At 64.6% G+C, this 21,192-nt stretch carries 17 protein-coding genes, 1 tRNA gene, 1 pseudogene and 1 riboswitch; of the genes and pseudogenes, 12 read left to right on the forward strand and 7 right to left on the reverse strand.

The features are described from left to right. Window positions 1-55: 55 nt before the first annotated feature. Together EXV95_RS23810 and EXV95_RS23815 are read left to right on the forward strand one after the other, a co-directional pair. Window positions 56-541 carry a hypothetical protein gene (locus EXV95_RS23810; RefSeq protein WP_176888755.1) on the forward strand — a complete coding sequence of 162 codons (486 nt, stop codon included), beginning with the start codon at window positions 56-58 and terminating at the stop codon, window positions 539-541. A 137-nt stretch (window positions 542-678) separates the two neighbouring features. Further along, a riboswitch (FMN riboswitch) is annotated at window positions 679-849 on the forward strand. 316 nt (window positions 850-1,165) lie between these two features. Continuing rightward, window positions 1,166-1,717 carry a 6,7-dimethyl-8-ribityllumazine synthase gene (locus EXV95_RS23815; RefSeq protein ID WP_176888756.1) on the forward strand — a complete coding sequence of 184 codons (552 nt, stop codon included), beginning with the start codon at window positions 1,166-1,168 and terminating at the stop codon, window positions 1,715-1,717. A 94-nt stretch (window positions 1,718-1,811) separates the two neighbouring features. On the opposite strand, the gene EXV95_RS23820 is transcribed toward EXV95_RS23815, so the two are convergent. The 3 genes from EXV95_RS23820 to EXV95_RS23830 form a co-directional block, all read right to left on the reverse strand. Next, window positions 1,812-3,413, reverse strand: coding sequence for a methyl-accepting chemotaxis protein (locus tag EXV95_RS23820; RefSeq protein ID WP_176888757.1), 1,602 nt, complete (start codon window positions 3,411-3,413; stop codon window positions 1,812-1,814). 388 nt (window positions 3,414-3,801) lie between these two features. Continuing rightward, window positions 3,802-5,070, reverse strand: coding sequence for a CaiB/BaiF CoA-transferase family protein (locus tag EXV95_RS23825; RefSeq protein WP_176888758.1), 1,269 nt, complete (start codon window positions 5,068-5,070; stop codon window positions 3,802-3,804). Between the two features lie 206 nt (window positions 5,071-5,276). Beyond that, window positions 5,277-6,470, reverse strand: a complete 1,194-nt coding sequence (locus tag EXV95_RS23830) for an acyl-CoA dehydrogenase (protein ID WP_176888759.1) — start codon at window positions 6,468-6,470, stop codon at window positions 5,277-5,279. Between the two features lie 175 nt (window positions 6,471-6,645). Here EXV95_RS23830 and EXV95_RS23835 point away from each other — a divergent pair, with 175 nt between their 5' ends. The 5 genes from EXV95_RS23835 to EXV95_RS23855 all read left to right on the forward strand — a co-directional run bounded on the left by EXV95_RS23835 (window position 6,646) and on the right by EXV95_RS23855 (window position 10,044). Further along, window positions 6,646-7,611 carry a LysR family transcriptional regulator gene (locus tag EXV95_RS23835; protein ID WP_176888760.1) on the forward strand — a complete coding sequence of 322 codons (966 nt, stop codon included), beginning with the start codon at window positions 6,646-6,648 and terminating at the stop codon, window positions 7,609-7,611. An 80-nt stretch (window positions 7,612-7,691) separates the two neighbouring features. After that, a complete protein-coding gene (locus tag EXV95_RS23840; RefSeq protein ID WP_176888761.1) occupies window positions 7,692-7,907 on the forward strand; it encodes a hypothetical protein in 216 nt (71 codons plus the stop codon). 337 nt (window positions 7,908-8,244) lie between these two features. Then, on the forward strand, window positions 8,245-9,123 hold the full coding sequence (locus EXV95_RS23845; RefSeq protein ID WP_176888762.1) for a DUF6279 family lipoprotein: 879 nt from the start codon (window positions 8,245-8,247) through the stop codon (window positions 9,121-9,123). A 166-nt stretch (window positions 9,124-9,289) separates the two neighbouring features. Beyond that, a complete protein-coding gene (locus EXV95_RS23850) occupies window positions 9,290-9,631 on the forward strand; it encodes a DUF1090 family protein (RefSeq protein WP_176888763.1) in 342 nt (113 codons plus the stop codon). A 191-nt stretch (window positions 9,632-9,822) separates the two neighbouring features. Continuing rightward, the gene (locus EXV95_RS23855; protein ID WP_370460148.1) at window positions 9,823-10,044 is read left to right on the forward strand and encodes a hypothetical protein; all 222 of its coding nucleotides are present in this window, start codon (window positions 9,823-9,825) and stop codon (window positions 10,042-10,044) included. A gap of 235 nt (window positions 10,045-10,279) precedes the next feature. On the opposite strand, the gene EXV95_RS23860 is transcribed toward EXV95_RS23855, so the two are convergent. After that, window positions 10,280-10,364 (reverse strand) — tRNA-Leu (locus EXV95_RS23860). 40 nt (window positions 10,365-10,404) lie between these two features. On the opposite strand from EXV95_RS23860, the gene cysM reads away from it, so the two are divergent. The 3 genes from cysM (at window position 10,405) to EXV95_RS23875 (ending at window position 12,217) form a co-directional block, all read left to right on the forward strand. Then, window positions 10,405-11,307: a cysteine synthase CysM gene (gene cysM, locus EXV95_RS23865; protein WP_176888764.1), complete on the forward strand. Its 903-nt coding sequence runs from the start codon at window positions 10,405-10,407 to the stop codon at window positions 11,305-11,307. Between the two features lie 98 nt (window positions 11,308-11,405). Then, window positions 11,406-11,984 (forward strand): NUDIX domain-containing protein, encoded by a 579-nt coding sequence (locus EXV95_RS23870; protein WP_055401638.1) that lies wholly within the window; start codon window positions 11,406-11,408, stop codon window positions 11,982-11,984. 5 nt (window positions 11,985-11,989) lie between these two features. Further along, window positions 11,990-12,217, forward strand: coding sequence for a sulfurtransferase TusA family protein (locus EXV95_RS23875; RefSeq protein WP_010459874.1), 228 nt, complete (start codon window positions 11,990-11,992; stop codon window positions 12,215-12,217). A gap of 99 nt (window positions 12,218-12,316) precedes the next feature. On the opposite strand, the gene galU is transcribed toward EXV95_RS23875, so the two are convergent. Then, complete coding sequence (gene galU, locus EXV95_RS23880; RefSeq protein WP_055401640.1) at window positions 12,317-13,204, reverse strand: UTP--glucose-1-phosphate uridylyltransferase GalU; 888 nt, start codon at window positions 13,202-13,204, stop codon at window positions 12,317-12,319. 97 nt (window positions 13,205-13,301) lie between these two features. Next, a pseudogene (locus EXV95_RS23885) lies at window positions 13,302-16,196 on the reverse strand (valine--tRNA ligase). Window positions 16,197-16,519: 323 nt separating this feature from the next. Between EXV95_RS23885 and EXV95_RS23890 the strand changes: the two are divergent. Next, the gene (locus EXV95_RS23890) at window positions 16,520-18,385 is read left to right on the forward strand and encodes a M48 family metallopeptidase (protein WP_176888765.1); all 1,866 of its coding nucleotides are present in this window, start codon (window positions 16,520-16,522) and stop codon (window positions 18,383-18,385) included. 153 nt (window positions 18,386-18,538) lie between these two features. On the opposite strand, the gene EXV95_RS23895 is transcribed toward EXV95_RS23890, so the two are convergent. Then, entirely contained in the window at window positions 18,539-19,159 is a 621-nt protein-coding gene (locus EXV95_RS23895; protein ID WP_055401646.1) for a VOC family protein, read from the reverse strand. 216 nt (window positions 19,160-19,375) lie between these two features. Here EXV95_RS23895 and EXV95_RS23900 point away from each other — a divergent pair, with 216 nt between their 5' ends. Beyond that, complete coding sequence (locus EXV95_RS23900; protein ID WP_176888766.1) at window positions 19,376-21,127, forward strand: ABC-F family ATP-binding cassette domain-containing protein; 1,752 nt, start codon at window positions 19,376-19,378, stop codon at window positions 21,125-21,127. Window positions 21,128-21,192: the final 65 nt, after the last annotated feature.

Consider the following 21,192-nt stretch of genomic DNA (forward strand, 5'->3'; position numbering starts at 1 on the left):
CCAAGCCCTGCCGTTATGCTCTGCGCCCCTTCCCGCCATCCAGACCTTTTTCTCCATGACCGACGCACCCGACACGCCCGACACCATCCAGGAACCCCGCTGCTGGAGCGATGGGCGCTGGACGGCGCAGGTCATCAAGAACGAAGACGACGATGGCTGGGCCGTCTCCATGACGCTGAAGGGCGAGGCCGAGCCCGCGCTGGTGGGCCCCTGGACCATGGGCCGCGACAAGAAGAACCCCAAGCCGCTCGATGTGTCGGCCTTCCACACCCTGGTCAAGACCGCGAGCGAGGTGGTGCGCCGCCATGAGCAGCAGCTGCACGCGCAGTTGAACAAGAGCGTGCACATCACCACCGCCGACGGCCAGCGCCTGCGCGTGGCGCTGGCCATCGTGCCCGACGAGGAAGGCGCCACGGCCACGCTGAGCGCGCAGGACGAGCTGGGTGAAGAGGTTGCCCGTGCGTCCGCGCCGCCCACCTTCAAGCTCACGCCCGCCAGCGCAGCGGCCTGGGCCGAAGGCGGGTTTCAGCGCGTGCGCTGAGCAGACTTCGGCATTCAATACAGCCCACAGCCGCAGAAACCGGCACCACCAGTGCAGGCAATCGCCTGCGCGACGGCGTGCCGCGTGCCCGCCGCCTAAAATCCCACCCGTCGGCCCCGTATGACCTTCGGGGCCGACAGCGTTCTCAGGGCGGGGTGGAATTCCCCACCGGCGGTATTTGAGGGCTGAAATGCCAACAAGAGCCCGCGAGCGCCTGTGGTGCCGTTCTTTGGAACAGGCCCGCAGGGTCAGCAGATCTGGTGCGAAACCAGAGCCGACGGTCACAGTCCGGATGAAAGAGATCGCGAAACTAGGGATGTCCTGCATAACCCTCGCGAGTCGGTGGTAGTGCGGATTGGGATGGGCCGCAAGGCGACTTTTTGCAGCCAATAGCGCGGCTATTGGTAAGAAAAGCAACGCAGCGGACCGCCCGAGACCGCGCCATCACGGACCGCAGGGAGTTATGCAGGACATCCCTAGAGCACCCGCTATGGGTGGCTGGGCCCTTGGCGTTTGCCTGCGTGTTTTTTGCCCGCTCGCAAGCGCCGTGAGGCCTGCGCCGCCCTGTGCAGGCGCCGTGTTCGCGCGCGCCCTGATTCTGGTCTGACCTGTTTTGAGGAACCCATGAATCAGTCTTCTGCTACTTCTCCCGTCTCTCCCCTCGCGCCTGTGGCCGCACACCGTGGCGCCCGCGTGGCCATCATCAGTGCCAGCTGGCACCAGGACATCGTGCACCAGGCGCGTGACGCGGCCCTGGCCGAGTTCGACCGCCACGGCCTGCCACCCGCGCAGGTGGCGCTGTTCGATGTGCCCGGTGCGTTCGAGATCCCGCTGTTGGCCCGCAAGCTCGCGCGCAGCGGGCGCTACGACGCCATCGTGGCCTGCGCGCTGGTGGTCAACGGCGGCATCTACCGCCACGAGTTCGTCACCACCGCTGTCATCGACGGCCTGATGCGCGTGCAGCTAGACACCGAGGTGCCCGTGATGTCGGCTGTGCTCACCCCGCGCGACTTTCACGACCACGAAGACCATGTGCGCTTCTTTCGCGAGCATTTCGTGAAGAAGGGCACCGAGGTGGCCCAGGCCTGCCTGCAGACCATGGCCTACCTGCGCAAGCTCGCCTCGCCCACGTTGGCCTCCGTGCAGCAGGCTTCGCCGGTGCTGGCAGAAGTCTGAGTCGATGGCTTTTTGATTGCTATCTTTTGGATAGCTTTTAGCGCTTGATGGTAAAGCGCTAGAGGCCGATTTGGCCTGAAATTTCTGCGCCGCCTCAGCCAGCGGCCAGACGGGGCTGGTGCGGCCCGGGCACTGGCAAGTGGGCGCGTGTGGGGGCGCTGGCTTCAGAGTCCGCCAGTCGGAACACCGCCACCGCCTGCACCAGCTGCTGCGCCTGCACCTTCAGGCTGTCGGCAGCTGCCGCGCTTTGTTCGACCAGCGCCGCGTTCTGCTGCGTGGCCTGGTCCATTTCGGTGATGGCGTCCCCCACCTGGGCCACGCCTGCACTTTGCTCGCTGCTGGCGGCGCTGATCTCGCCCACGATGTCCGTCACACGGCGGATGGCGCTGACCACCTCGCTCATCGTGGCGCCCGCCTTGTCTACCAGCGTGGTGCCCAGCTCTACGCGCTCCACGCTGGCGTGGATCAGGGTCTTGATCTCCTTGGCGGCGTCTGCGCTGCGCTGGGCTAGGTTGCGCACCTCGCTGGCAACCACCGCAAAGCCCCGGCCCTGCTCGCCCGCGCGGGCTGCTTCCACGGCGGCGTTCAGCGCGAGGATGTTGGTCTGGAAGGCGATGCCGTCGATCACGCTGATGATGTCGGAAATCTTCTTGCTGCTGTCGTTGATGCCCTTCATGGTGGTCACCACCTCGGCCACCACATCGCCGCCCTGCACGGCCACGGTGCTGGCGTTCACGGCCAGCTGGTTGGCGGTGCGCGCGTTTTCGGCATTGGCCTGTACGGTGGAACTCAACTCCTCCATCGACGCCGAGGTTTCTTCCAGCGCGCTGGCCTGCTGCTCGGTGCGGGCGCTCAGGTCGTTGTTGCCCTGTGCGATTTCGGTGCTGGCGGCGGCCACGCTGTCGGCGTTGTTGCGCACATTGCTCACCACGTGCGACAGGCTGATCTGCATGTCGTGCAGGGCATTCAGCAGCAGGGCGATTTCGTCCTTGCCCTGCACTTGCCGTGCCACGGTGAGGTCGCCGCTGGCCACGGCCTGCGACACGCGCACCGCGTTGTCCAGCGGGTTCACTACGGTGCGGCTGAAGGCAATGGCGCCCGCAATGCCCAGGGCGCACACCACCAGCATCACCACCAGGCTGATGGTGGTGGCGCGCTGCGCTGCTTTGGCGGCGCGCTCGGCCACTTCGCTGCTGGCCTTGGCGATCAGGCCACCGGCCTGGTCCAGCAGCTGCGAGGGCTCGCGGTCCATGCCCGCCACGGCCTTGTCGCCCGCCTGCGGGTCGTGGTCGGCGGCCTTGAAGGCCTCAAACCCCTTGCGGTAGGCCGCGCCCATGCGTTCGTGGGCCTGGGCAAATTGCTGCACGCGTTCACGGCCTTCGCCGGGGGGCAGGGCGACCACGAGCTTTTGCGCCTCGTCCTTGATGGCCTTTTCCTGCTTTTCAAACGCGGCCCAGTAGCGCGTGAGCTGGGCTGGGTCCTTGCCGCGCAGCAGTACGTTCTTCCATTCCTGCACTTGCACCTTGAAGTTGTTGAGCATGCCGGCCGCCATGCGCTCGTGCTCGAAGCTCTGGGCCACGGTGGTCTGGTAGGTGTCGAGCGCCTGGTTCAGGCGGCTGATGCCAAACAGCGCCGCCGCAAACAGCAAAAGCAGCGACGCGGTAAAGGCCAGGGGGAGCTTGAGGCTGAGCTTCATGGGGAACTCCTGTGGGGTCCACGATTCGCCGCTGGGGCGGGGCAAGTGCATGCGGCCCAGCCGGACTTCCCCGTACGTTGCGGCGGTTGTCCCACTGCGCCTCTCGTCTCGGTCAACCGGCGCGTGCTGTGCGCCGCGCCGGAGAGATTCCCGCTGCCATTATGGAGAGGTGTGTAAATTTTTGTACATGTCTTTTTTACCAAGGTGCGAACACATGTAGGCGCGGAGAGCACCAAGATTTGTTATCAAATTAATAGCTGTTAGCGCTTATTGGATAAGCGCTAGAGCCTGATTTAGTTCAGATGGTGCAGGCAAAAAAGCCTTGCCGGTCAGGGCAAGGCTGTTCAATGGCGGGTGCGTTGCGCAGCTCGGTGCCGCGTGGGGCTGGCTACAAAACCCCGCTGGCCCGCAGCGCCGCAATGCGCGCCGAGTCCAGCCCCAGCTCGCCCAGCACTTCATCCGTGTGCTGGCCCAGCGCGGGTGGCGCGTTGCGCAGCACGGGCGGCGTGGCCGACAGGCGCAGCGGGCTGGCCACGCCGGTGATCTGCTGCACGTTGTCGGTGGCGGCCTCGCCGTCCTTCCAGCGCGGCAGCGTCACGGCCAGGCCACGGGCCTGCACCTGCGCGTCGTCAAACGCCTGGGCGATGGTGTTGATGGGGCCGCAGGGCACGGCCTTGTCTTCCAGCAGTGTGATCCAGTCGGCCGTGGTGCGCGTGCGGGTCACGGCCTCCATGGCGGGGATCAGGTCGGTGCGGTTTTGCACGCGCAGCGTGTTGGTGGCATAGCGCGGGTCGCTGGCCCACTGGGGCTGCTCGGCTGCGGCGCAAAAGCGCTGGAACTGGCCGTCGTTGCCAATGGCCAGCAGCATGTTGCCGTCGGCGGTGGGGAAGTCCTGGTAGGGCGCCAAGCTCGGGTGGCTGTTGCCCATGCGGCCGGGCGCCTTGCCGGTGGCAAGGAAGCCCGAGGCCTGGTTGGCCAGCACGGCCATGCCCACGTCCAGCAGCGCCATGTCGATGTGCTGGCCCTGGCCGGTGCCATTGGTGGCGTTGTCGCGCACGTGCAGCGCGGCCAGGATGGCGTTGCTGGCATACAGGCCGGTGAACAGGTCGATCACGGCCACGCCTACGCGCATGGGGCCGCCGCCGGGTTGGCTGTCGGCCTGGCCGGTGATGCTCATCAGGCCCGTCATGGCCTGCACCATCAGGTCGTAGCCCGCGCGCTCGGCATAGGGCCCGTCTTGCCCGAAGCCGGTGACCGAGCAGTAGATGAGGCGCGGGTTGAGCGCGCGCAGGCTTTCATGGTCCAGGCCGTATTGCTTGAGGCCGCCGACCTTGAAGTTCTCCACCACGATGTCCGCCTCTTGCGCCATCTGCTTGATGAGCGCTTGGCCCTCGGGCGAGGCCATGTCGATGGTGACGGAGCGCTTGTTGCGGTTGCAGGCGGTGTAGTAGCTGGCCTGGTTGGTGTCATTGCCCTCGGCATCTTTCAAGAAGGGCGGGCCCCACTGGCGCGTGTCGTCGCCCACGCCGGGGCGCTCCACCTTCACCACATCCGCACCCAGGTCGGCCAGCACCTGGGTGCACCACGGCCCGGCCAGCACGCGGGAGAGGTCGAGCACCTTGATGCCCGCGAGGGCGCCTGCTTTGGATGGGGTCATGGTGTGTTTGCTCTTATTTGAATAGCTGCTTGCGCTTATTCAGCAAGCGCCAGTGGCCAGAATGGTTTTGAAAGGGCGCAAGGCTTGAGGTGGGCGTGTCTCGATACCAGGGACGCCAAGCAAGGGCCGCCCCGCAGCGAGGGCGTCGTCCCCCTTCCCGGCGAAGCCGAGAAAAGGGGGAAGGCGCGCAGCGCCTCAGGGGGATGTCACGAAAACGCTGCGATGCCCGTCTGCGCACGGCCCAGAATCAACGCGTGCACATCGTGCGTGCCTTCGTAGGTGTTCACCACTTCCAGGTTCACCAGGTGGCGGGCCACGCCAAACTCGTCGCTGATGCCGTTGCCGCCCATCATGTCGCGCGCCAGCCGGGCAATGTCCAGCGCCTTGCCGCAGCTGTTGCGCTTGATGATGGAGGTGCCTTCCACGCTGGCTGTGCCCGCGTCCTTCATGCGGCCAAACTGCAGGCAAGCCTGCAGGCCAATGGCGATCTCGGTCTGCATGTCGGCCAGCTTCTTCTGGATGAGCTGGTTGGCAGCCAGGGGGCGGCCGAACTGCTTGCGGTCCAGCGTGTACTGGCGGGCGGTGTGCCAGCAGAACTCGGCCGCACCCAGCGCGCCCCAGGCGATGCCGTAGCGTGCGCTGTTCAGGCAGGTGAACGGGCCCTTCAAACCTTGCACTTCAGGAAAGGCGTTTTCTTCGGGCACGAACACGTCGTCCATCACGATCTCGCCGGTGATGGAGGCGCGCAGGCCCACCTTGCCGTGGATGGCAGGGGCCGTCAGGCCCTTCATGCCCTTTTCCAGCACAAAGCCGCGGATGGGGCCCACGGCGCCGCCTTCGGAGACTTCCTTGGCCCAGACGACGAATACATCGGCCACGGGGCTGTTGGTGATCCACATCTTGCTGCCCTTGAGCTTGTAGCCGCCGTCCACCTTGTAGGCGCGCGTGGCCATGCTGCCGGGGTCGGAGCCGTGGTCGGGCTCGGTCAGGCCAAAGCAGCCAATCCACTCGCCGGTGGCGAGTTTGGGCAGGTACTTCTGCTTCTGCGCTTCGGTGCCGAATTCATGAATGGGCACCATCACCAGAGACGACTGCACGCTGGCCATCGAGCGGTAGCCCGAATCCACACGCTCCACTTCGCGGGCGATCAGGCCATAGGCCACGTAGGACAGGCCGGGGCCGCCGTACTGCTCGGGGATGGTGGGGCCCAGCAGGCCCACTTCGCCCATCTCGCGGAAGATGCTCACGTCCATCTTTTCGTGGCGGAAGGCATCCAGCACGCGGGGCGCCAGCTTGTCCTGGCAATACGCTGCGGCGGCGTCGCGGATGGCGCGCTCGTCGTCGGTCAGTTGCTGGCTCAGGAGGAAAGGGTCATCCCATTGAAAAGCGGCGTGGGCCATGTGTGTCTCCGGTCGGAAAGAAGGTGAAAGAAACGGGTCTGAAGCGCATCGTAGGCCCTGGTGTGCCAGCCCGCAAGCGAGTTCTTTTCATCAAGATATGCGTTGTTGGAATGTATGGAATACTCGCGTCCAGAGGTTGCAGGTGAGATAACCTCGTTAAAAGTTCCTCTTCATCATGCGCCGCAACATCCCATCGACCCAGGCCCTGGCCTGTTTTGAAGTCGCCGCCCGACACGAGAGCTACACCCGCGCCGCGCAGGAGCTGTCGCTCACCCAAAGCGCGGTGTCGCGCCAGATCCAGGCGCTGGAAGAATTTTTGGGCGTGGCGCTGTTTCGCCGCACGCGCCACGGCGTGGTGCTGACGCCTGCGGGCGCCCACTACGGCCGCCAGGTGGCGCGCTGGCTGCAGGGCCTGGAGCGCGACACGCTGGACGTGATGGCTCACCAGGGCGAGGGTGGCACTCTGTCGCTGGCCGCAGTGCCCACCTTTGCCACGCGCTGGCTCATCCCACGCCTGCCGCTGCTGGCGCAGGAGCATCCGGACATCGTGGTGCACATCGACACGCAAACGCGGCCTTTTCTGTTTGCCGACACCACCTTCGATGCCGCCTTGTATGCAGGCACCCCCGAGCAGGTCGCCAACTGGCCCGGCGTGCAGGCCCTGCTGCTCATGCACGAAGACGTGGTGCCCGTGTGTTGCCCCCGCCTGCTCGAATCCGCCGCGCCCCGGGGCCGCGGCCGCGCCCACCAGCCGATCGCTGCCGAGGCGCTGGCCGAGCTGCCGCTGCTGCAGCAAAGCACACGCCCCTATGGCTGGCGCCAGTGGTTTGATGCGATGGGTGTGGATGCCCCGCATGCGCTGGATGGCCCGCGCTACGAGCTGTTCTCCATGCTGGCCGTGGCCGCCACGCATGGCATGGGCGTGGCGCTGATGCCGCCTTTGTTGATCGAGGCCGAACTGGCCAGCGGCGAGCTGGTGGTGGCCTGCAACCGCCCGCTGCGTGGCGAGCGCGCCTACTACCTCATCAGCCCCGCGCAAGCCCAGCCGCCGGTGTTGGGGGTGTTTGCACGGTGGCTGCAGGGCATGGCAGCGGCGGCAGGCGGAGTGCCGCCGGTCGCCGGGGCAGACGGCAAGGGATGACGCGCTTGCATCCGCCCAGGGGCTGAACTAATCTGGTGGCGCTGGAGTCTGTCTGCACATACCGATCCGGGAGTGACCCCATGACCACCTACCATGCCCCGCATTTCGACCCCACCGTGGACGAGATCGAGACCCTCAAACAACTCGAAATGGGCCAAGTCCTTACGTTGCCCCATGCGCTCAAGGACCACGTGTCTGGCCGTCTGCTCGAATGGGGCTTCATCACCAAAGGCTCCGGCGGCGAACTGGCCATTACGCCCAGCGGTCGGCAACTGATTCGCCGACAGGACAACTAGTGTGGTGTTGCACGCTATCCGGCACTTGAAACCGCGTCTTTTCGATCAGGGCTGCGTTGCAAATCCGCGCGATACCTACGGGTATCGCTGTGGTTTGCGCCTTGCCCTGGCCAAAAAATCCATCGGTTTTCAATGTGCCGTCAAGCATGCGACACCACACTAGCCCCACGGCGCCGCAGAGCGCCACCGATGGCAAGGTCCTGCCGCACTGCTCCACAGTGCCGGGACTTTCGCCAATCCTCGCGCAGTTGGCGGGGTATTGCAGCCCGCAAATTTCGCCGTGCAGCATTGGCCCTATCCTGCCTCTCTTGCTTTCCTTTTTCCACGAGGAGCTTCTGTGCGCGCACCGTCCCTGATTCGCAAAGCACTGTGTGTTGCCACCCTGGCGGCATGTGGTCTGCTGTTGCAAGGCTGCAGCACCGTCAAGCTGGCCTACAACCAGGTGCCGCACCTGGCCTACTGGCAGCTGAACAGCTACCTCGGCCTGTCAGAGACCCAGACCGAGCGCGTGCGCGACGAACTGGGCGACCTGCACCAGTGGCACCGTGACACCATGCTGCCCCGGCATGCCGAGCTGCTGCAAAAGGTACAGCAACAACTGCCATCCGCCATATCGCCCGGCCAGGCCTGCCGCACCTACGACGCAGTGCGCACCCAGATCGACAAGGTCATCGCCCAGGCCGAACCCAAACTGGCCTGGCTGGCCGCCCAGCTCACCGACACCCAGATCCGCAACCTGCAAAAGAAGCAGGTCGACAGCAACGCCGACTGGAAGAAGGAATGGGTAGACGTCACGCCCGACAAACTGCGAGAGCAGCGCTTCAAGCAGCTCTTGTCCCGCGCCGAAGGCTTCTACGGCGCGTTGGACGAACCGCAAAAATCCGCACTGCGCACCTTCATCGCCCAGTCGTCGTTTGACCCACAACGCACCTATGCCGAACGCCTGCGCCGCCAGAAAGACCTGGTGCAGGTGCTGCAGAAAATCGCCGAAGACCGTACCAACACCGACCAGGCCCGGAGCCTGCTGCGCGGCTACCTCGCACGTTTTCAAACATCGCCCGACGCGGCCTACCAGCGTTATGCGCAGGCGCTGGTGGAAGAGGGCTGCGAAGGCTTCTCTAACGTGCACAACGCGATGACGGCTGCGCAGCGGTTGAAAGCAGTGCAGTCGGTAAAGGGGTATGAGCAGGACTTTCTGGTGCTGGCGGCGCAGTGAGCGTTGGAAGGTAGAAATACGAAAAAAAGATGAACAAAAGGCCGCGTTGCCGCTGAAGCCGCTCAGGGCCGCCTGTGACGTCCGACCATGTCCCGCGTGTGGCATCGAGGTCGCCTGCGCAAATTGCTGTCATGCTCAGCCCCCATTCCCTCAGGTACTTACTTGTATGCGTTTCAGCGGCTATTGCACTTTGGTCATCGCGATAACCGTGGCAGGTTTCGCCATCGCTCAGCCTGCGAATCCGGTGGACAACCACACCTCGTGCACTGCAGAAAAGGCTGACGTCGAAAAACGCATGGAAGTCGCGCGATCCAAGGGGCAGATGCTGCTACGTAGGCAACTGGCTGACCAACTGGCGGCGCTGCAATCGAGCTGTCTGCCGCTCGCGGTTGATCAGGGCCACACGGCGAATATTGAAAGGCTGGAGAAGGAAGTCCGGGCGCTCAGGGCAGAGCTTGAAGCTGCCGAGGAGCAGTTGCGCAAGCTGAAAAGCGAAGCAAATCGCTAGACGGTGAATGGGCTGCTGGAGCCGCGCCACGGGCGGCAGACTCGGCGTCACGCTGCGGGTTGAGAGATTTCCATGCCAGATGGCAGCCGTAAAAATGAACCCGGGGTGTGGGGCTAGTTGGGCTCTGTGTGCCGGTGACTGTGGTTTCGCAGACCACCCCAAAGTAACGCGCTGAAATAGCACTTTAGAAGATGAAAGCCCCTGTGAATCAACCTGTTGCCCATGCCGAGCTGATCGCCACTTTCAAAAGGGCGCAGGCTGACGCTGCCCACAAGCAGGGCCTCATCAAGGCTGTCGGCACCAAGGGCCCAAAAGCCATTCAGGCGGCTGTTGATACGTCAGCCAAAGCAGCGAAGCGCAGGGATTCGTATGCGGAAAAGCTCGCTGCGCTGGGGGTGGTTCTCAAGGATTGAGCGGGGTACGGCGATGGCATCTGCCATGCCAAGGCGATCGGAATCGCCGAGGTACCGGCTGTGGGCACCGGGAACATATCAATGTGCCCCCTTTTTTGAAAATGTGCCCCCAGATATGCCCCCAATCGTTGCGGATGGGATGGATAGGTCTGGGCGGGTATGGGCAGCTAAGGTGCTGATTTCAAAGGCGCAAGAAAAAAGTCCGTAAGAGCCTGCGCTCTTACGGACTTGTTCGTGGTGCCCGGGGCCGGAATCGAACCGGCACGCCTTGCGGCGGGGGATTTTGAGTCCCCTGCGTCTACCAATTTCACCACCCGGGCTGGAATTCGTGAAGCCCCAAATTATGGCACAGTAGGGCGCATGAAATATCCGACGATTGAAGATGCAGTGGGTAACACCCCTCTGGTCGCTTTGCAGCGCATTGGGGCCAAGGACAACGCGGCGCGCGGCAATGTGGTGCTGGGCAAGCTGGAGGGCAACAACCCGGCGGGTTCGGTCAAGGACAGGCCCGCGCTGTCGATGATCCGCCGGGCCGAGGAGCGTGGCGACATCCGCCCCGGCGACACGCTGATCGAGGCCACGTCGGGCAATACCGGCATCGCGCTGGCGATGGCGGCGGCCATCAAGGGCTACCGCATGGTGCTGGTGATGCCCGAAGACTTGTCCATCGAACGCGCACAGACCATGAAGGCCTTTGGTGCCGAACTGGTGCTCACGCCCAAGAGCGGCGGCATGGAACACGCACGCGACCTGGCCGAGGCCATGCAAAAGCGCGGCGAGGGCAAGGTGCTCGACCAGTTCGGCAACCCCGACAATCCACGCATCCACTACGAAACCACCGGCCCCGAGATCTGGGAGCAGACGGGCGGGCGCATCACGCGCTTTGTGAGCGCCATGGGGACCACGGGCACCATCACAGGGGTGTCGCGTTTCCTCAAAGAGAAGAACCCGGCCATCCAGATCATTGGCGCGCAGCCGGAAGAAGGTTCGCGCATCCCGGGCATCCGCAAGTGGCCGCAAGAGTATCTGCCCAAGATCTATGACCCGAGCACGGTGGACGAGCTGGTCTATGTGAACCAGGACAGCGCCGAAGACATGTGCCGCCGTCTCGCGCGCGAAGAGGGCATCTTTGCAGGCATCTCGGCCGCAGGCGCGTGCTGGGTGGCGCAGCAGATTGCGGCGCGGGACAGCAATGCCACCATCGTGTTCATCGTGTGCGACCGGGGCGACCGGTATCTGTCTACCGGTGTGTTTCCGGCGTGACAGGCGGCCGTCGGCTGTCGGGTTCGAAGGTTTTAATGAAATTGGCTGCTAGCGCTTGATGGATAAGCACTAGAGGCTATAAAAATGATAGCTTTACCATGCACTACGAAGTCCGCCACTGCACCCACTGCGGTACCGCGCTACAGCCCATCACCCTGGCCGAAGACGGAGGCGACAAGGAGCGGCTGCGCTGCCCCGCCTGCGGCTGGACCCACTGGAACAACCCCACGCCCGTGCTGGCAGCGATTGTCGAGATCGACGGCAAGGTGCTGCTGGCGCGCAACGCGGCCTGGCCGGGCAAGATGTTCGCGCTGATCACCGGCTTCATGGAGGCAGGCGAGTCGCCCCAGGAAGGCATTGCGCGCGAGGTGAAGGAGGAAACCAACCTCGACGTGCAGTCCACCACCCTGGTGGGCGCCTATGAGTTCCTGCGCATGAACCAGATCATCATTGCCTACCATGTGGTGGCCACGGGGCAGGTTCAGTTGTCGCCCGAGCTGGTGGACTACCGGCTGTACGATCTGGCAGACCTCAAATGCTGGCCGGCGGGCACGGGCTATGCGCTGGCCGACTGGCTGCGCACCAAGGGGCACGAGCCGGTGTTTTTTACCGCTGAAGAAAATGCAGAACGGCGGCGCGGCCTGGACGAACAACCGCCGCAGCCGCCAAAGGATTGACGACCATGGACATTCACAAAGAAATCGACACCCGGGGCCTGAACTGCCCCTTGCCCATCCTCAAGGCCAAGAAGGCACTGTCCGACATGGCCAGCGGCCAGTTGCTGAAGGTGGTGGCCACCGATGGCGGGTCGCTGCGGGATTTTCAGGCGTTTGCCAAGCAGACGGGCAACGAACTGGTGGAGCAGCAGACGGTGGGCGAGGAATACATCCACATCCTGCGTCGTCGGTAGATTTAAGAAAAAATAGCTGCCAGCGCTTTATGGATAAGCGCTGACAGCTATCAATTTAGAAGCGTTTGAGGCGCTTCCAATGTGAGCTCGGACTGTGGCTTACAGCGCCAGGGTCTTCAGATATTCCCGGAACTGCGCGCCCACCTGCGGGTGTTGCAAAGCCAGCTCCACCGTCGCTTCCAGAAACCCTTCCTTGCTGCCGCAGTCGTAGCGCTTGCCTTCGTATTGAAAGGCGTACACGGCTTCGTGCTGCATCAGGCGGGCGATACCGTCGGTGAGCTGGATCTCGCCGCCCACGCCGCGTGGCTGGTTGCGGATCTCGTCGAAAACGCCGGGCGTGAGGATGTAGCGGCCGGCCACGCCCATGCGCGAGGGGGCGACATCGGCCTTGGGCTTTTCCACGATGCGTTCAATGCGGATCAGCGGGCCGCCAGCGGGCTCGCCCGCCACGATGCCGTATTTGTGGACCTGGTCTTCCGGCACTTCCTGCACGGCGATGACCGAGCGGCCTTGCTGGCGGAAGGCGGTGGCCATCTGGGCCAGCACGGGCTGGCCGCCTGGGGGGCCCACCATCAGGTCGTCGGCCAGCAGCACGGCAAAGGGTTCCTTGCCCACCAGCGGCTCGGCGCACAACACGGCGTGGCCCAGGCCCAGCGAGCGGGGCTGGCGCACGAACGCGCAGTCCATGTCGTCGGGCTGGATGGAGCGCACCAGCGCCAGCAGTTCCTTCTTGCCGGCGGCTTCGAGTTCGGCCTCCAGCTCATATGCCGTGTCGAAATGGTCTTCGATGGCGCGCTTGCTGCGGCCGGTCACAAAGATCATGTGGCGGATGCCAGCGGCATAAGCCTCTTCCACGGCGTACTGGATCAGCGGCTTGTCAACCACGGGCAGCATTTCCTTCGGAGACGCCTTGGTGGCGGGCAGAAAACGGGTGCCCAGGCCAGCGACGGGAAATACGGCTTTGCGAACGGTGGTGGCAACAGTCATGAGACTCCTTGAGTGAAGACAGGGATTCGGGGTGTTGTGGTCGTCGTGGATATGCAAGTGTCAGGCCAGAGCTGCCCGGCCCTTCACTTTTGTTCTGTCAGCCCAGGCGGCCCAGTTGGTCGCGCAGGCGGGTCAGTGTGGCGCCGAAGTCAGCGATGCGCTTTTTCTCCTGGTCGATCACGGCAGGCGGTGCTTTGGCCACGAAGGCTTCGTTCGACAGCTTGTTGTTGGCCTTGGCGACTTCGCCTTCGATGCGGGCGATTTCCTTGGACAAGCGGGCCTTCTCGGCGGCCACGTCGATCTCCATGTACAGCGCCAGGCGGGCTTCGCCCACCACGGCCACAGGCGCTGCCTGCGCGGCAGCGGCCCAGGCGGCCTCGTCGTCAAACACCTTGACCTCGCTGAGCTTGGCCAGTGCCTGCAGCACCGGGCCTACGCCGCGCATGAAGTCGGTGTCGCCCACGGTGTACAGCGGCAGGCGGGTGGACGGGGACACGTTCATCTCGCCACGCAATGCGCGGCAAGCGTCCACCAGCCCCTTCACGCGGCCCATGTGGGCTATTGAAGCCTCATCGATCTTGTCCAGTTGCGCCTGCGGGTAGCGGGCGATGCTGACCGATTCGCCGGGGATTCCGGCCACAGGCGCCACCACCTGCCACAGGGCTTCGGTGATGAACGGGATGATGGGGTGGGCCAGGCGCAGGATGGCTTCGAGCGTGCGGATCAGCGTGCGGCGCGTGGCGCGTTGCTGCGCTTCGGTGCCGGTCTGGATCTGCACCTTGGCGATCTCCAGGTACCAGTCGCAGTACTCGTTCCAGACAAAGTCGTAGATCGTGTTGGCCACGTTGTCCAGGCGGTATTCCTCAAAGCCCTTGGCGACTTCGGCCTCGGTCTTTTGCAGCAGCGAGCTGATCCAGCGGTCGGCCTGGCTGAACTGCATGTAGCCGTGGGCGCTGCCGCCGGGCTGGCATTCTTCCTTGGTGTGCTCTTTCAGGCCGCAGTCCTGGCCCTCGCAGTTCATCAGCACAAAGCGGCTGGCGTTCCAGAGCTTGTTGCAGAAGTTGCGGTAGCCCTCGCAGCGCTTGCTGTCGAAGTTGATGCTGCGGCCCAGCGATGCCAGCGCTGCAAAGGTGAAGCGCAGCGCATCGGCGCCATAGGCCGGAATGCCCTCAGGGAATTCCTTTTGCGTGTTCTTGCGCACGGTGGGCGCGGTCTCTGGCTTGCGCAGGCCGGTGGTGCGCTTGTCGAGCAGGGGCTCCAGCGCAATGCCGTCGATCAGGTCCACGGGGTCGAGCACGTTGCCCTCGGACTTGCTCATCTTCTTGCCCTGCGCGTCGCGCACCAGGCCGTGGATGTACACGTGCTTGAACGGCACGCGGCCCGTGAAGTGCGTGGTCATCATGATCATCCGGGCGACCCAGAAGAAGATGATGTCGTAGCCCGTCACCAGCACGGTGCTGGGCAGGTACAGGTTGAAGTCGTCGGTGGCGCTGTCGCCCTGGTTCGGCCAGCCCATGGTGCTGAAGGGCACGAGGGCGGAAGAGTACCAAGTGTCCAGCACGTCCTCGTCGCGGCGCAGTTTTTTGCCCGGGGCTTTGGCCTGGGCCTCGGCTTCGTTGCGGGCCACGATCACGTTGCCGTCTTCGTCGTACCAGGCCGGGATCTGGTGGCCCCACCACAGCTGGCGGCTGATGCACCAGTCCTGGATGTTGTTCATCCACTGGTTGTAGGTGTTCACCCAGTTCTCAGGCACGAACTGCACGTCGCCGCTGGCCACGGCATCGATGGCCTTTTGCGCAATGCTCTTGCCCGTGGGGTCCTGGTCGGAAACCTTGCTCATGGCCACGAACCACTGGTCGGTCAGCATGGGTTCGATCACCTGGCCGGTGCGGGTGCAGATCGGCACCATGAGCTTGTGCTTCTTCACCTCGACCAGCGCGCCGAGGGCTTCGAGGTCGGCCACCACGGCTTTGCGGGCCACGAAGCGGTCCATGCCCTGGTACTTGGCGGGTGCGTTCTCGTTGATGGTGGCCTGCAGGGTCAGCACCACGATCATGGGCAGCTTGTGGCGCTGGCCCACGGCGTAGTCGTTCTGGTCGTGCGCAGGCGTTACCTTCACCACGCCCGTGCCGAATTCCTTGTCCACGTACTCGTCGGCGATCACCGGGATCTGGCGGTCGCACAGCGGCAGGTTGACCATCTTGCCGATCAAGTGCGTGTAGCGTGAATCCTCGGGGTGCACCATCAGCGCCACGTCGCCCAGCATGGTTTCAGGCCGGGTGGTGGCCACCGTCAGGCTGCCCGATCCATCGGCCAGCGGGTAGGCGATGTGCCACAGTGATCCGTTTTTCTTCGCTCTCGACTTCCAGGTCGGACACGGCGGACTGCAGCTTCGGGTCCCAGTTCACCAGGCGCTTGCCGCGGTAGATCAGGCCCTGCTCATACAGCTTCACGAAGGTGTCGGTGACCACGGCGCTCAGCTTGTCGTCCATGGTGAAGTATTCGCGGCCCCAGTCCACGCTGTCGCCCATGCGGCGCATCTGCGTGGTGATGGTGTTGCCAGACTTTTCCTTCCACTCCCACACCTTGCTCACAAAGTTCTTGCGCGCCTCGGGGGGGGTAGGGCCCATGTCGTAGCGGCTGATGCCCTGCTCTTGCAGCTGGCGTTCCACGACGATCTGCGTGGCGATGCCGGCGTGGTCAGTGCCCGGCACCCACACGGTGTTGAAGCCACGCATGCGGTGGTAGCGCGTGAGGCTGTCCATGATCGTCTGGTTGAACGCATGGCCCATGTGCAGCGTGCCCGTCACGTTGGGCGGGGCAGCTGGATGGAAAAGGCGGGCTCGCCCGCCTGGGGCTGGCCCGTGCCACGGTGGCCTGCGGTGCCATACCCGCGCTTTTCCCATTCGGGGCCCCAGTGGGCTTCCAGCGCGGCGGGTTCAAAGGACTTGGACAGGCTGTCGAGGCCGGGTTGTGCTTGGGGCGTGCTCATGGGGTTTGGCAGAAGGAAGAGGCAGGCACAGGGCGTGCCTCAACGGTCAAGAGGGTGGACCGGGCATTTTACGGGAGTGTCGGCGGGTGCCCGGCGGCCTTTTCTCCTCGTCCAGGCCCTTCCCGCATCCTGCCTGCATCCCGCCTTCACCCCACGGGCGTTCCGCCTGTCGGGCATTTCTCGCCAATTGTTACCTTGTCGCTCGACCTGCGTGCTGTGGCGTCTTGATAATCCCGCCCGGTGAAGCAAGAGGGCCTTCGGAGAGGGAGGCGTAGCTTCATGCTTCGCCCGGGTCAAAAACATATAACCAATCGGTCCCATCCATGCATCTTTCCTCCGCACTCCGCGCGGGCCTGGCCAAGGTCTTTGTCTATGCGCTGCTGGCACTTTTTCTCATCCCGGCGTTGACCTTGGGGTTCAGCGTCTATGCACAGCGCGACCAGGACGCGGATTTTGTGGCTGGCGTGAGCCAGCGTATCGACGCTGAAAAGGCTATGCCGCAGGCCGAGAAGCAGGCGCGCAAGGAGTACTTCCGCAGCAACCCGCCGTCCACCATCTGCGACAACAGCTCGGCCGAGGCCCAGGAGTACCGCGAGGCGCTGTGCGAGCGGTTTTCAGACGTGTGGCAGTTCCACATGGCGCACAAGGTGTCGTTCTGGACCCTGGTGGCCAGCGGCGTGCTGCTGGTGGTAGTGCTGGGCCTGGGCGCGCTGGCCTTTGCCGACCGCACGCTGCAGTACAGCAGCTTTGTGGCGGGCTGGCGCCTGACCACCTGGGCCAGTGCCGCCGCGCTGGTGGTGCAGGGGGCGATGGCCGTGTGGCTGTCGTTCTGGGTCACGGCGTTCTTCTTTCACAAGTATTCGCCCAAGCTCATCATCATCGTGGGGCTGGCCGTGGCGGCGGGCGTGTTTGTGGCGGTGGCGGGTATCTTCAAGCGCGTCCAGTCCCAGAGCCGCGCCGTGGGCGAGCTGGTGTCCGAAGACGATGCGCCCCTGCTGTGGAAGCGCATCCGCCACATGGCGCGCCGCCTCAAGACCGATCCGCCGCAGCACATCGTGGCGGGCATCGATGCCAACTTTTTCGTGACCGAGGCACCGCTCGCCGTGGGCCCGCAGACGCTCTCGGGCCGCACGTTGTTTGTCAGCCTGCCGCTGCTGCGCATCCTGGACCAGGCCGAGGCCGATGCCGTGTTCGGCCACGAGCTGGCCCACCTGCGCGGCGGCGACACCCAGAGCAGCGCCCGGCTGGGCCCGAAGCTGGTGCAGTTTGACCACTACCGCCATGCGATCCGCAGCGGGGGGCTCTCGGCCGTGGTGTCGCCAGTGCTGGACCTGTACCGCACCATCTTCGAAATCGCCCTGGCGCGCGACAGCCGCGAGCGCGAGTTCAAGGCCGACCGCATCGCTGCCAAGCTCATCTCGCCAGCGGCCATTGCGCAGTCGCTGGTCAAGATCGCGGCCTACGCGCAATACCGTTTCAAGATCGAGGACGAGCTGTTTGGCCGCAATGAGCGGCACGACACCACCACGCTGGGCATCGCCCGCTTTGTGGCCCAGGGGCTGGCCCCCTATGCGGCCTCCGACGATTTTCTGGATGCGATGAAGACGGCCAACGTGCCCCACCCCTTTGACTCGCACCCCGCCATGCCCGAGCGCCTGCGCAACGTGGGCATGGCGCTGAAAGAGCAGGACTACGGCGCCATCGCCGTGCGCGCGCCCGCTGCCACCTGGGTGCAGGAGATATTGACGGCGGACGCGATCGAGCAGCGCCTGTGGAGTGACTACGAACAGCAGTTTGCGCAAGACCATGAACGAAGCCTGGCCTACCGCTACGAGCCCGCCACCGACGAAGAGCGCGCGCTGGTGCTGCGCTACTTTCCACCCGTGGTGTTTGCGCTCAAGGGGGAGAACACGGTGGAGGTCAGCATCGACGGCATCCGCACCTCGGCCAACGAGACCACGGTGTTCTGGGACGCCATCAAGGCGCTGGAATTCAAGGAAAGCAGCTTCGGCAATGCACTGGTCGTAACGCACCCCGAAAAGAACGCCCTGGGCCTGGGCGCCAAGACCAGCAAGATCAAGCTGCCCGGCCTCACCAAGGAAAAGGACCAGTTCAACGCCGTGGTGGGGGCCTACTGGCAGCGCCACCAGATCATGCGGGCGCAGCAGCAACAGCCTCAGGAAGGCTGATTGCTACCGCTGGAGTGGTTGGTGGAATTTTGCTACCAAATAAATAGCTGTTAGCGCTTGTTGGTAAAGCGCTGGAGGCTATTTTTATCTGTATTTTTATCGCTGACGCCACGTTGCACGTTGGGTGTGCAACGTGGCGGCGCCAAAAGCTTGTCAGCCTTTGACGAACTCCGGCCGGTCGTTCTGCTGCGGCTTGAGCGGTTCCACCGCCTTGCCTTCAGCGCGCTCCTTGCGCCACTGCTCCTTGCGCGCCGTCCACTCGTTCAGGCGGGCGTGGGCCACGGTGCTGTCCTTGGCCATCTGCTCTTCGTCGGCCAGTTGGGCCGACAGCTCCAGGCGGATGCCGTTGGGGTCAAAGAAATAGATGCTGTGGAAGATGTGGTGGTCCGTTACGCCCAGCACCTCGATGCCGTGGGCTTCCAGGCGCTTCTTGGTGTTCTCCAGCTCCTGTACCGTGTCCACCCGAAAGGCAATGTGGTTGACCCACAGCGGCGTGTTGGGCGAAGGCTCTGCCTTCACGTCGTCGCCCAGGTCGAAGAAGGCGATGAACGAGCCGTCCTTGAGGCGGAAGAAGAAGTGCGTGTAGGGGCAGTATTCGCCCGTGCTCGGCACGTAGTCGCTCTGGATGATGTGGTACAGCGGCAGGCCCAGGATGTCCTCATAGAACTGGCGCGTTTCTTCAGCGTCACGCGCCTTGTAGGCGTAGTGGTGCAGTTGCTGGATGGGCGCGGGCGGGGGCAGGGTGGCCAGATCAGGTTTCAGGATGGCGTTCATGCAGAGTCTCCTCAAATCGGTTTTGCGATTCTACTATTCGTAATTGATTTACGTTAAGTTAATTTTTGAGGGCCGGGATTGCGGTACATTCCGCAGTCGTCCTTCTTTGCCCCTGAGGTATTCGTCCGATGCGCCTGTAAGCCCCCCCAAGCCTTTCCTTCCTGCTTGCCCTTTGCCGGGCCAGGCGGTTGTATGTCTTGTCTGGAGTGCTTTTGCATGGCGACACCTTCAACGGCGGGCGATTCCGCCCATCGCAGCCGCAGCGCTGCCGCAGCCTCGACGGCTGCCTTCCCTCCTCGGCCCTCTATTGCCGCGCCCCGCAGTGCGGCTTCGTCTGCGGGTCCCGTTGTCCTTCAGTTCCACGACGTTACATTCAGCTTGCCTGACGGGCAGGCACTGTGGGCACGCCCGCTGAATGTGGCCCTGGGCCAAGGCGTGATCGGCTTGGTGGGCGCCAACGGCGTTGGCAAAAGTGTTTTCTTGCAGCTTGCGCAGCGCGTGCTGCAGCCTGCAAGCGGTGTGGTGGCGGGCAGCCCGTCCCTGCACGCGGTGGCGCAGGAGGTCGGTGCAGCACCTTCGGCCACTGTCGCCGATATTGCGGGCCTGGGCCCGGTTCTGGGTGCACTCGACCGACTGGAAGCGGGCAGGGGCACGCCCGACGATCTGCTTTTGGCTGACGGGCGGTGGGACCTGCCCTCGCACTGGCAGCAGGCACTGCACGCGCTGGGGTTGGGCCACCTGCCGCCGGGACACGCGGCGCAGCACCTTAGCGGTGGCGAGCGCATGCGCGTGGCGCTGGCGGGGGCATTTCTGTCGGGCGCCGATCTGCTGGTGCTGGATGAGCCCACCAACCACCTGGACCGTCCGGGTCGGCGCTGGTTGATGGAGTCGCTGGCGCAGTGGCGCGGTGGCGTGCTGGTGGCCAGCCACGACCGCGAATTGCTGGGCATGGCGAACAACATGGTTGCGTTGTCTGCAGCGGGGCTGCAGCGCTACGGCGGAAACTGGTCCGTGTACCAGGCACAGCGCCAGGCCGAGGCTGCTGCCGCCCAGGCCGCGCTCGATCACGCGCGCACCGAGCGCGAGCGGGGCATGCGGGCGCTGCAGCGCGAGCACGATGCCCAGCAGAGCCGCGCCGCGCGGGGGCGCGAGGCCGGCCGCACTGCCAACCAGGCCTCCGTCCTGCTGGACCGCAAGAAGAACAACGCCCAGGCCCACGCGGGTCGCGAGCACGAGCGGCAACAGCAGGAGCGCCTGCGGCTGAACGATGCGGTGCGCGAGGCCGCTCAGCGTGTTCCTGCGGGGGGCGATACGGCGCTGGTGCTGCCCCAAAGCGCCGTGCCTGCGGGCAAGCAGGTGCTGGCGTTCGAGCAGGTGCATGTGCCGCATGCGTCGCCCGGCTTTCCTCCGCTCCATGGAGTCTGGAGTGGGCCCATCCGCATCGCCATCACCGGGCCCAACGGCTGCGGCAAAAGCAGCCTGCTGCGCACCATTGCCAACCCTGCGTTGGCCACTGCGGGGCGGGTGTTGCGGGGTGTGCGGGCCGCCTGGCTGGACCAGCACAACGCCGACCTGCTTCCACCCCAGCACGGTGTGCTGGCGCGCCTGCAGGCGCTCGGCACGCCCCTGCCCGAAGCGGCGCTGCGCATGCACCTGGCCCAGCTGGGCTTGGGTGCGGACAAAGTGCAGCGGCCTGCGGGCGTGCTCAGCGGTGGAGAGCGCATCAAGGCCGCCCTGGCATGCGCCCTGTGGTCGGGCGAGCCCGCGCAAATGCTGCTGCTCGATGAGCCCACCAACCATCTCGATGTGGATGCCATCGAAGCGCTGCAGTCTGCCTTGCAAGCCTTCACGGGCGCGCTGGCCGTGGCGTCGCACGACGTCACCTTCCTGCGTGCGCTTGGGCCTGATGTGGTGTGGGCCTGGCAGCCGCAAGGCTGGAACCTGGATGCCACGCTGGACGCTGCCTGACACGCCCGGCGAAGTGCGCGTGCATGAAAAAGCCACCCGCTGCGTGAACGCAGGGGTGGCCCGTG

It is taken from the genome of Acidovorax sp. JMULE5 (assembly GCF_013376875.1).
Taxonomy (GTDB): Bacteria; Pseudomonadota; Gammaproteobacteria; order Burkholderiales; family Burkholderiaceae_C; genus Acidovorax; species Acidovorax facilis.